This is a genomic window from [Mycobacterium] manitobense (assembly GCF_025821665.1).
Lineage (GTDB): Bacteria > Actinomycetota > Actinomycetes > Mycobacteriales > Mycobacteriaceae > Mycobacterium > Mycobacterium arseniciresistens.
In genome coordinates this window covers 1-11,316 of sequence record NZ_JACKSJ010000201.1, presented here as the reverse complement: position 1 = coordinate 11,316, position 11,316 = coordinate 1, and the positions used below count along the sequence as shown (strand labels likewise).

9 protein-coding genes are annotated in these 11,316 nt (G+C 70.5%); 6 read left to right on the top strand and 3 right to left on the bottom strand.

The window, feature by feature from the left end:
- Both H7I41_RS22825 and H7I41_RS22820 read left to right on the top strand, forming a co-directional pair.
- Positions 1–1,066, top strand: a 1,066-nt coding sequence (locus H7I41_RS22825; RefSeq protein WP_264014904.1) for an aminotransferase-like domain-containing protein, incomplete at its 5' end; no start/stop codon positions are given.
- A gap of 35 nt (positions 1,067–1,101) precedes the next feature.
- Entirely contained in the window at positions 1,102–1,497 is a 396-nt protein-coding gene (locus H7I41_RS22820) for a GtrA family protein (RefSeq protein ID WP_264014907.1), read from the top strand.
- 33 nt (positions 1,498–1,530) lie between these two features.
- On the opposite strand, the gene H7I41_RS22815 is transcribed toward H7I41_RS22820, so the two are convergent.
- The 3 genes from H7I41_RS22815 to H7I41_RS22805 are packed head-to-tail and all read right to left on the bottom strand — an operon-like array spanning position 1,531 to position 4,228.
- A complete protein-coding gene (locus H7I41_RS22815; protein ID WP_264014902.1) occupies positions 1,531–1,839 on the bottom strand; it encodes a type VII secretion target in 309 nt (102 codons plus the stop codon).
- Positions 1,836–2,372, bottom strand: a complete 537-nt coding sequence (locus H7I41_RS22810; protein WP_264014901.1) for an LppA family lipoprotein — start codon at positions 2,370–2,372, stop codon at positions 1,836–1,838. The genes H7I41_RS22815 and H7I41_RS22810 overlap by 4 nt, the downstream gene beginning before the upstream one ends.
- Positions 2,369–4,228 (bottom strand): alpha/beta hydrolase, encoded by a 1,860-nt coding sequence (locus H7I41_RS22805; protein ID WP_264014900.1) that lies wholly within the window; start codon positions 4,226–4,228, stop codon positions 2,369–2,371. The genes H7I41_RS22810 and H7I41_RS22805 overlap by 4 nt, the downstream gene beginning before the upstream one ends.
- 81 nt (positions 4,229–4,309) lie before the next feature.
- Here H7I41_RS22805 and dprE1 point away from each other — a divergent pair, with 81 nt between their 5' ends.
- The 4 genes from dprE1 to H7I41_RS22785 form a co-directional block, all read left to right on the top strand.
- Complete coding sequence (gene dprE1 / locus H7I41_RS22800) at positions 4,310–5,680, top strand: decaprenylphosphoryl-beta-D-ribose oxidase (protein WP_264014899.1); 1,371 nt, start codon at positions 4,310–4,312, stop codon at positions 5,678–5,680.
- A gap of 123 nt (positions 5,681–5,803) precedes the next feature.
- Positions 5,804–6,586 carry a decaprenylphospho-beta-D-erythro-pentofuranosid-2-ulose 2-reductase gene (dprE2, locus tag H7I41_RS22795; RefSeq protein ID WP_264014897.1) on the top strand — a complete coding sequence of 261 codons (783 nt, stop codon included), beginning with the start codon at positions 5,804–5,806 and terminating at the stop codon, positions 6,584–6,586.
- A gap of 65 nt (positions 6,587–6,651) precedes the next feature.
- The gene (locus H7I41_RS22790) at positions 6,652–8,526 is read left to right on the top strand and encodes a galactan 5-O-arabinofuranosyltransferase (RefSeq protein WP_264014906.1); all 1,875 of its coding nucleotides are present in this window, start codon (positions 6,652–6,654) and stop codon (positions 8,524–8,526) included.
- Positions 8,519–11,316 (top strand): arabinosyltransferase domain-containing protein (locus H7I41_RS22785; RefSeq protein WP_264014896.1); only part of this gene is annotated, 2,798 nt, incomplete at its 3' end. The genes H7I41_RS22790 and H7I41_RS22785, both read left to right, overlap by 8 nt.

Sequence of the window (11,316 nt, the reverse complement as noted above, 5' to 3'; positions counted from 1 at the left end):
CGGCCAGTTCCCGCGGTCGGCGTGGCTGGCGTCGGCGCGCCGTGCCCTGACGGCCGCGCCGACCGAGGCGCTGCGGATGGGCGACGCCCGCGGCAGGCCCGAACTGCGCGAGGCACTCGCCGACTATCTGGCCCGCGTGCGCGGGGTCCGCGCCTCTGCGGAGACGATCGTCGTCACCGCGGGCGTGCGGCACGGCGTCGAACTGCTCACCCGGGTGTTCTCCCGCGCATCGCCGGGCAGGCCGATCGCTTTGGAGGCCTACGGCCTCTTCATCTTTCGCGAGGCCATCGAGGCGCTCGGCGGGCACACCGTGCCGATCGGCCTCGACGACGACGGCGCCCGCGTCGCCGAACTCGACGACATCGACACCCCCGCGGTGCTGCTCACCGCGGCCCACCACAATCCGCACGGCATGCCGCTGCACCCGGCCCGACGCACCGCCGTCGTCGACTGGGCGCAGCGCACCGGCGGCTACCTGATCGAGGACGACTACGACGGGGAGTTCCGCTACGACCGCCAGCCCGTCGGCGCGGTGCACAGCCTCGGCCCCGACCGCGTCGTCTACCTCGGCTCGGCCAGCAAGAGCCTGTCTCCGGCGCTGCGGCTGGGCTGGATGGCGCTGCCCGACGACCTCCTCGAGCCGGTGCTCGACGCCGCGGGCGGCGAACAGTTCTACGTCGACGCCATCGCGCAGCTCACCATGGCCGACTTCATCACCAGCGGCCGCTACGACCGGCACATCCGCCGGATGCGGCTGCACTACCGCCGGCGCCGCGACACGCTGGTGGAGCGGCTCGCCCCGTTCGACGTCGGCATTCGCGGGATGTCGGCCGGGATCAACCTGCTGCTCACCCTGCCCGACGGCACCGAACACGAGGTGCTGCGCCGGGCCGGCGAAGCGGGCGTCGGCATGTCCGGACTGGCCCGGATGCGGCATCCCCAGGCCGGCCCGGACGTGCCCGAACCGGACGGCATCATCGTCGGCTTCGGCACCCCTGCCGACCACGCGTTCCCAGCCGCGGTGGACGCGCTATGCGGCGTGCTCACCGAGACGCTGCGGCCGTAGTCACCCCGTAAGCTGCCCGGGTGGCCGAACCCCCGATGCCGGCAGGCATGTCGCTGCGCACCCAGGTCTGGCGCTTCCTCGTCACCGGTGGGCTGTCCGCGGTGGTGGACTTCGGCCTCTACGTGCTGCTGCTTGAACTCGGTCTGCACGTCAACGTCGCCAAGACGCTGAGCTTCGTCGCGGGCACCACGACGGCGTACCTGATCAACCGGCGCTGGACGTTCCAGGCGCCGCCCAGCCGGGCGAGGTTCCTCGCGGTGTGCGCGCTGTACGCCACGACCTACGTCGCGCAGGTCGGCATCAACTACGCGTTCTTCACGCTCTGGGAGGACAAGGCATGGCGGGTGCCGGTCGCGTTCGTCATCGCCCAGGGCACGGCGACGGTGATCAACTTCGTGGTGCAGCGGACGGTGATCTTCCGCCTGCGCTGAGAGCGTAGCGACGCGGGGATGACTCCGGTTGCGTTAGTCGGTGCCGCCGACCGTGCTGTCCAGCGCCTCGCCGCCCTCGCGGTCCTGCTGGTCGTAGACGTCGGCCGCCGCGCGCAACTTGTCACTGAGGCCGTTGAGGTCGGTGCGCAGCCGCTCGGCCTGCTCCTCCAGGATGCCGACGAACCTCGAGAAGCCCGGCGTGCCCGCCTGTTTCCACGCCGCCGTCTGGCCCGAGATGCTGTCGGCCACTCCGGAGCGACTCGACGACGCCTCCTGCGCCACGACGGCCATCTGGTCGGCCGAGCGGCGCACCTCGGCGGTGTCCACCTCGATCTCACTCACGGCGCACCCCCGCCCGCCTTCCGGCGGCAGCCGATGTAGCCCTTGATCAAGGAGGCCTCCTTCGAGCCGATGCGCAGCGTGCGACCGTCCTCGCTGCTGATCTGCACGTCGTGGTTGCGCGACGAATCGACCATCGGCGAGACCTCGGTCAGGCCGGCCTCGGCCGCCACCCGCCGCACCGCGGGAAGCACCTGTGCCCACTGCGCGTCGTCGAAGGAGATGTCGGAGACCAGGTTGCGGGTACTCAACGACAACCCCTTCTCCCCGGTGCCCTCCTGCGTGCAGTCGGTGGCGGACTCGGTGCGGTTCCATGTCCACGGCGCGCTCGCGGGCACCAGCCGGACCACCTCGTTCTTCACCCGCTCCATCAGGTCGAGCATCTGCGCCCTGGTCTCATCGATGTCGGGGAGAGCGTCGAGGCTTGTCACCGGAACCTCCTTCGTCGCCGTGGGGGATGTGCCGCCACCGTCATCGCCGCCGCCGCAGCCCGAAAGGAACAGCGCCAACAGCACGGCCGAGAGTCGCCTCGTCATCGCACCAACCTGTCGTCTCCGTTGTCGAGTGGGACGTCCGCCAAACCGCCCCCGATGATCGCGAGGTTGTACGCAGGCGTGCGCAATTGTGGCAGCTCGTAACCCGGCACCTCCACCGATCGTGGGTAATCGGAGTGGGTGACCGCGCCCGGCCGGGGCACACCGTCGTGGGTGACGGTGGCGTCCGACGACAGCTGTTCCAGCGGAAGTGTCAGCGGGTTGGGACCGAATGCGCCGAGGTCACCGGCCGACGGGTACGGGATAACTCCCCAGAGCTTCGGATCACCGGAGATCGGATCACCGGGCGCCGACATCACGTACGCGTGGCCGTCGGCGAGGAAGAGGTCCGACTCGTCGCCGATCGGCACCGGCGCCTGATACGGCACGTTGCCGTGGTACTCCGTCATGACCTCGTCGGTGAAGCCCAGGCCGGGCGACCCGTAGAAGGCGGCATTGTCGACGACACCCGTCTCGCCGAGCTCGTTGAGCGCCTGCGCCGTGGTGAGCGACCCGTACGAATGGCCGAAGGCCGACAGGTTCACCTCGGAACCGTGCTCGTTGGTGGCATTGATGCCGCGGTAGAACTCCGCGAGGTCGGGCGCCGCCTCGTTGGCGCGGCGGTCGAAACCCGCCTCCACGATCGAGATGTCGTCGGCCTGCGGCGGTTCGTAGCCCAGCCAGGCGATGGTCGCCACCTCCTCGTTCCTCACCTGGGCGAGGTCCAGTTGTGCTCCGATCTCGGTGTGCAGCGCCTGGGCTTCGCCGACCATCCCGGGCATGCTGTCGAGCGTCGTGCCGACCCCGGGGGCCGTCACCGTGACGTGTTCGGCGGTGTCGGGATTGCCGACGGCGACCGCGGCCAGCGGTTCACGGCCCTCCGGGAACTCCAGCAGCATCAGGTATTTCGGCGGTTCGCCCTCGGTCTTCTGCGCCAATGAGTCCTTCAGGCCCCGCAGCTCGGCCAGGCGGCCATCCTTCTGGGCCCTCATGTCGTCGTACTTGCGCTCCTGCAGGTAGCCGCCGGGACCGAGGCCGCCGTTCTCGCGCAGCCACTGATCGCGGGGCGGCAGGCTGTCGACCTCGCGCTGCGCCTCGGCGATCTCGGCGTCGAGCTGGGCGACGTTGACCTCACTGCGCACCTCCACCGGCACCCCGTCCCGATCGCCAATCCACTCCGGGTGTTCGGCCTTGACCCTGTTCTGCTCGTCGGTCGACAACGCGTCCCACCACGCCTTGACGTCCTGCGGCGTGGCGCCCTCGCCCTCCGGCGGCGAGGGCGCCGACAGCCCGGAGTTGTCGCGGCCCTGCTGCTGCGCGCCTGCGAAGTCGGTGGCGCCGCCGGCGGTGATGTCGCCCTCGGACAGGTTTGTGAACACCTCCGCGCAGTCGGCGTCGATGTCCTGCGCCTGATGGATGAGCGCCTTGGCGCGGGCTTCCAGCGCCTCGGCGATCGGCGCGAGCTCCTCGCGGGTGTCCGGGGAGCCGTGGACGGTGACGTCGCCGTTGTCGGCGAGCGTCAGCATCCCGCCCTGCGCCGCGACCGCGGCACGGACCTCCTCCAGCTGCGACTTCAGCGTCGCCACCGCGGCGCTGGTCTCCTCGGCCAACTGCGCCACGGCGCCGATCACCGCCGCGTCGTCGAGCACCTTGCCCTTGCTCTCGCCGATCTTGCCCCGCGCCGCGTCGGCGGCGGGCGAATCCCAGCCGGGCAGGCGGGAGATCAGGTCGAGGTCGGTCGCCACGCCCTCGACCGTCTTGAGTTCGCCGGCGAGTTCTGTGGCGATGGAGTTGAGCGCACCGACGTTCCACGAGTCGATGTCGCTCAGCAGCATGCCAGGGCTCCCCACCTCGGTCATCGAGGTTACCGGCGCCGCCACCGGGGTCGGCGCACCAATTCCCTGGCTGCGCCCCGCGGCGCGGGCGGTACCCTCGTCACGATGTCTGGGACGACTGGTGTGACGAGCAGAAGGCTGATGGGCTGGGCCCGTACAGCACCCTCCGTGGCCCGCGTGCTGTCCACCCCGGAGCCCGACGAGATCGCCAAGGCGGTGGTGGAGGCCGGTGAGCGCGGCGTGATCGCCCGCGGCCTGGGCCGCTCCTACGGCGACAACGCGCAGAACGGCGGCGGCCTCGTCGTCGACATGAATGCGCTCAACCGCATCCACTCCATGGACTCCGACACCCACGTCGTCGATGTCGACGGCGGGGTGAACCTCGACCAGCTGATGCGTGCCGCGCTGCCGCTCGGGCTGTGGGTGCCGGTGCTGCCAGGCACCCGGCAGGTCACCATCGGCGGCGCGATCGCCTGTGACATCCACGGCAAGAACCACCACAGCGCGGGCAGCTTCGGCAACCACGTCCGCTCGATGGACCTGCTCCTGGCGAGCGGCGAGATCCGCACCATCACCCCGGACGGCGCGGACGCCGACCTGTTCTGGGCGACCGTCGGCGGGAACGGTCTCACCGGCATCATCCTGCGCGCCAGGATCGCGATGACGCCCACCGAGACGGCCTATTTCATCGCCGACGGCGACGTCACCGCCGGCCTCGACGAGACCGTCGCCTTCCACAGCGACGGCAGTGAGAACAACTACACCTACTCCAGCGCCTGGTTCGACGCGATCAGCGCGCCGCCGAAGCTGGGCCGTGCCGCCATCTCCCGCGGCTCGCTGGCACGCCTGGACCAGCTGCCCGAGAAACTGCAGAAGAATCCGCTGAAATTCGATGCGCCGCAACTGCTCACGTTCCCGGACGTGTTCCCCAACGGGCTGGCGAACAAATGGACGTTCGGGCCGATCGGCGAGCTGTGGTACCGGAAATCGGGCACCTACCGCGGCAAGGTGCAGAACCTGACGCAGTTCTACCACCCGCTCGACATGTTCGGTGAGTGGAACAGGGCTTACGGCTCAGCGGGTTTCGGCCAGTACCAGTTCGTGGTGCCCACCGAGGCCGTCGACGAGTTCAAGGCGATCATCGTCGACATCCAGCGCTCCGGGCACTACTCGTTCCTCAACGTGTTCAAGCTCTTCGGCCCGGGCAACCAGGCGCCGCTGAGCTTCCCGATCCCCGGCTGGAACGTCTGCGTCGACTTCCCGATCAAGGCCGGACTCAACGAGTTCCTCAACGGCCTCGACAAGCGGGTGCTCGAATTCGGTGGCCGGCTCTACACGGCCAAGGACAACCGCACCACCGCGGAGATGTTCCACGCCATGTACCCGCGGATCGACGAGTGGATCGCGGTGCGCCGCAGGGTCGATCCCGACGGTGTGTTCGCCTCCGACATGGCGCGCCGCCTCGAACTGCTCTAGCTCGCGGCACCGGCGCCGCCGGGGCGGCGCGGACGGATATCGGGCCCCGCAGAGGCGGCACTGTACCCTCTTGACTGGCTTGTTCCGATCGATGACCCACCCTGACGCTGGGAGCTGTACTGCATGGTGCTCGACGCCGTTGGTAATCCGCAGACCATCCTGCTTCTCGGGGGCACCTCGGAGATCGGGCTGGCCATCTGCGAGCGCTACCTGCGCAATGCCCGCGCCCGCATCGTGCTGGCCGACCTGCCAGGGCACCCAGGCAAGGACAGGGCGATCGCCGCGATGACGGCGGCGGGCGCCCGGTCCGTCGAGTGGATCGACTTCGACGGGGTCGACACCGCAAGCCATCCCGGAGTCATCGAGGCGGCTTGGGGCGGCGGGGACGTCGACGTCGCGATCGTGGCGTTCGGTCTGCTCGGCGACGCCGAGGAACTGTGGCAGAACCAGCGCAAGGCGGTGCAGATCGCCCAGATCAACTACACCGCCGCGGTGTCGGTCGGCGTCCTGCTCGGGGAGAAGATGCGGGCGCAGGGCTCCGGCCGGATCATCGCGATGAGCTCGGCGGCCGGCGAGCGGGTTCGGCGGTCGAACTTCGTCTACGGCTCCACCAAGGCCGGCCTCGACGGCTTCTACCTGGGCCTCGGAGAAGCGCTGCGCGAGTACGGGGTTCGCGTCCTGGTCATTCGGCCCGGCCAGGTGCGCACGACGACGACCATGAAGCACTGGGAGGCCACCGGGGCCAAGGAGGCGCCGTTCACCGTCGACAAGGAGGACGTGGCCGAGCTGGCCGTCACCGCGTCGACGAAGGGCAAGGACCTCGTGTGGGCGCCGGGCATGTTCCGCTTCGTGATGATGGTGCTGCGGCACATCCCGCGGCCGATCTTCCGCAAGCTGCCGATCTGACGGTGGGCACGAGCGGCGCGACCAGGGTGTCGGCAGTGCGCAGCGCGCTGGCCGCACTCGGTCAGATGGCGGTCGCCGGGGTGATCGCCGTGCTGGTGTCGGTGGTGTCGCTGGTCGCGATAGCGCGGGTCGAGTGGCCCGCCTACAACTCGTCGAACCAGCTGCACGCGCTGACGACGGTCGGCCAGTTCGGTGCGCTGGCGGGACTGTTCGCCTCCATCTGGCTGTGGCGCCGCGGCCGCAGGGTGATCGCCGGGCCGGCGGCTCAGGTGTTCCTGGCCGCGTTCACCGTGGTGACGCTGGCGATGCCGCTCGGCGCAACGAAGCTGTACCTCTTCGGCGTCTCCGTCGACCAGCAGTTCCGCACCGAGTACCTGACCCGGCTCACCGACAGCGCCGCCCCGCACGACATGACCTACATCGGGTTGCCGCCGTACTACCCGTCGGGCTGGTTCTGGATCGGCGGCCGGCTGGCGGCGCTGACCGGAACCCCGGCGTGGGAGATGTTCAAGCCGTGGGCCATCACGTCGATCGCGATCGCGGTGGCGATCGCGCTGGCGCTGTGGGCGGCGATGATCCGCTTCGAGTACGCGGTGCTCGTCACCGCCGCGACCACCGCGGTGATGCTGGCCTATTCACCGGCCGAGCCGTACGCGGCGGTGATCGCCGTGCTGCTGCCGCCGGTGTTCGTGCTGGGCTGGTCGGGGCTGCGGGGGCGAAATGGAGAACGCGGCGGGCAGGAGCGAAGTGACCCGGGGAATCGACACAGCGGTTGGGCGGCGGTGGTGGGTGTCGGGGTGTTCCTCGGCGTTGCCGCGCTGTTCTACACGCTGTTGTTCGGGTTCGCCGCGTTCACGCTGGCCATCATGGGGGCGGCGCTCGCCGTGCACCGGCGCAGCTGGCAGCCGGTGCTGCGGCTGGCCGTGATCGCCGTGCTGTCCGGCCTGATCGCGCTGATCCACTGGGGGCCGTACGTGATCGCCGCGATCAAGGGGTCCCCGGCCGGCACGGGGACGGCGCAGCACTACCTGCCGGCAGACGGCGCCCAGCTGTCGTTCCCGATGCTGAGCTTCACCCTGCTCGGCGCACTGTGCATGGTGGGCACCGTCTGGCTGATCGTGCGCGCCCGCACTTCGGTGCGGGCCGGTGCGCTGGCCGCCGGTGTGCTGGCGGTCTACGCCTGGTCGCTGCTGTCGATGCTGACCACACTCGTCGGCACCACCCTGCTGTCCTTCCGGCTGCACCCGACGCTGGTGGTGCTGCTCGCGGCGGCGGGCACCTTCGGCTTCATCGAGGGCGCGCGCGGGCTCGCCGACAGCTTCTCCAGCAGGCGGCTGCTGGCCACGGCGACGGCGCTGGGCGTGATCGGCGCGCTGACGTTCACCCAGGACATCCCCGACGTGCTGCGGCCCGACATCGCCGTGGCCTACACCGACACCGGCGGCGACGGACAGCGGGCCGACCGCCGCCCGCCCGGCGCCGAGAAGCACTACCGCGAGATCGACGAGCAGATCCTGCGCACCACCGGACGGCCCCGCCACGAGACCGTCGTGCTGACCGCCGACTACAGCTTCCTGTCCTTTTACCCGTACTACGGCTTCCAGGGACTGACGTCGCACTACGCCAACCCGCTGGCGCAGTTCGACCGGCGGGCGGACGCCATCGAGAGCTGGAGCTCGCTGACCGGCGCCGACCAGTTCGTCGAGGCGCTCGACGCGCTGCCGTGGGATCCGCCGACGGTGTTCCTGATGCGACACGGCGGCCCCGGCGGTTCGGCGGACAGCTACACGCTGCGGCTGGCCTCCGACGTCTACCCCAACCAGCCCAACGTGCGCCGCTACCAGGTGGCGCTCGACGCCGCACTGTTCGACGACCCCCGCTTCGAGGTCAGCGAGATCGGACCGTTCGTCCTGGCGATCCGGAAACCGGTCGATGGCTGACACGGAAACCGGGCCACTAACATCAAGCCCCGTGGTCGGCAAGGCGGTGCGCAACGGTAACCACCGCACCGCGCGCATCATCGCGATCGTGGCCGGCCTGCTCGGCGCGGCGATGGCGATCGCCACCCCGCTGCTGCCGGTCGAGCAGACCACCGCCGAACTCAACTGGCCGCAGGACGGCGTGCTGCAGAGCGTCGACGCGCCGCTGATCGGCTACGTCGCCACCGACCTCACCATCACGGTGCCCTGCCAGGCCGCCGCGGGCCTGGTCGGTCCGCAGAACGCGGGCCGGACCGTGCTGGTCTCCACGGTGCCCAAGCAGGCGCCCAAGGCCATCGACCGCGGGCTGCTGATCGAGCGGGTGGACAACAACCTGCTGGTGATCGTGCGGAACACCCCGGTGGTCAGCGCGCCGCTGTCGCAGGTGCTGGGGCCGGACTGCCGGGAGCTGACCTTCACCGCGCACGCCGACAAGGTGACCGGCGAATTCGTCGGGCTGACCCAGGGCCCGAACGACGAGGACCCGGGTGCGCCGCTGCGCGGCGAACGCGGCGGCTACGACTTCCGCCCGCAGATCGTCGGGGTGTTCACCGACCTGTCCGGCCGCGCGCCACCCGGCCTGCAGTTCTCCGCGACCGTCGACTCCCGCTACAGCACCACACCGACGCTGCTGAAGACGCTGGTCATGCTGCTCGGCGTGGTGCTGACGGCGGTCGCGCTCGGCGCGCTGCACGTCCTGGACACCGCCGACGGGATGCGGCACCGGCGCCTGCTCCCTGCCCGCTGGTGGCGGGTGAAGCCGCTCGACGGCCTGGTCACCGCGGTGCTGGTGTGGTGGCACTTCGTCGGCGCAAACACCGCCGACGACGGCTACATCCTCACCATGGCCCGGGTGTCCGAGCATGCCGGCTACATGGCGAACTACTACCGCTGGTTCGGCACCCCCGAGGCGCCGTTCGGCTGGTACTACGACCTGCTCGCGCTGTGGGCGCAGGTCAGCACCACCAGCGCCTGGGTCCGGCTGCCCACGCTGGTGATGGGGGTGCTGTGCTGGGCGCTGATCAGCCGGGAGGTGATCCCGCGCCTCGGTCACACCGTCAAGACCAGCCCGGCGGCGGCGTGGACGGCGGCCGGGCTGTTCCTGGCGTTCTGGCTGCCGCTGAACAACGGGCTGCGGCCGGAGCCGATCATCGCCCTCGGCATCCTGCTGACCTGGTGCTCGGTCGAACGCGGGGTGGCCACCAGCAGGCTGCTCCCGGTCGCGATCGCCATCATCATCGGCGCGCTCACGCTGTTCTCCGGACCCACCGGCATCGCGGCCGTCGGCGCCCTGCTCGTCGCCGTCGGCCCGCTGAAAACCATTGTGGCGCGCCACGTCTCGCAGTTCGGCTACCTGGCGCTGTTGGCACCCATCCTGGCCGCGGCCACCGTCACGGTCATCCTGGTCTTCCGCGACCAGACGCTCGCCTCGGAGATCCAGGCCAGCTCCTTCAAGTCCGCGATCGGCCCCAGCCTCAGCTGGTTCGACGAGCACATCCGCTACGAGCGGCTGTTCACCCTCAGCCCAGACGGCTCGGTGGCACGCCGGTTCGCGGTGCTCACCCTGCTGCTCGCCCTCGCGGTGTCGGTGGCGATGACGCTGCGCAAGGGCCGGATCCCCGGCACCGCGGCCGGTCCGAGCAGGCGCATCGTCGGCATCACGATCATTTCCTTCCTGGTGATGATGTTCACGCCGACCAAGTGGACGCACCACTTCGGGGTGTTCGCCGGGCTGGCCGGATCGCTCGGCGCGCTGGCCGCCGTGGCGGTGACAGCCGCGGCGATGCGTTCGCGCCGCAACCGGTCGATGTTCGCCGCGGCCGTGCTGTTCGTGATGGCGCTGTCCTTCGCCACCGTCAACGGCTGGTGGTACGTCTCGAACTTCGGCGTGCCGTGGTCGAACGCGTTCCCGGAGTGGAGATTCGGCTTCAGCACGATCCTGCTCGGGCTGGCGGTTCTCGCCCTGCTGGCCGCCGCCTGGTACCACTTCTCCGGCCGCGACACCTCACCCGAGGCCGGCGGCCGGCTGCAGTGGCGGCGGATCATCCAGTCCCCCTTGGCGATCGCGACGTGGCTGCTGGTGATGTTCGAGGTCGTCTCGCTGACGCTGGCGATGACCGACCAGTACCCGGCGTGGAGCAACGGCCGGTCCAACCTCGAGGCGCTGACCGGCAAGACGTGCGGGCTGGCCGACGACGTGATGGTGGAGCAGGACATCAACGCCGGGCTGCTTCAGCCGGTCGGCGTTCCGGTCGGTGAGGCGCTGGGCGCGGGAACCGACCGGGGCTTCGGCCCCAACGGCATCCCGACCGACGTGTCCGCCGACCCGGTGATGGACCAGCCGGGCTCGGCCAACTTCGCCGACACTCCCGCGGACAGCGGTCTGGAGACCGACGGCGAGGCGGGAACCGAGGGCGGCACCACGGCGAGGGCGGGCGTCAACGGTTCGCGGGCCCGGCTGCCCTATGGCCTGGATCCCGCCCGCACCCCGGTGCTCGGCAGCTGGCGCAGCGGCACCCAACAGACGGCCGCCCTGCGCTCGGCCTGGTACCGGCTGCCGCCGCGCGACAGCGACAGCGAGCCGCCGCTGCTGGCGGTGGCGGCCGCCTATGGCCTGGATCCCGCCCGCACCCCGGTGCTCGGCAGCTGGCGCAGCGGCACCCAACAGACGGCCGCCCTGCGCTCGGCCTGGTACCGGCTGCCGCCGCGCGACAGCGACAGCGAGCCGCCGCTGCTGGCGGTGGCGGCCGC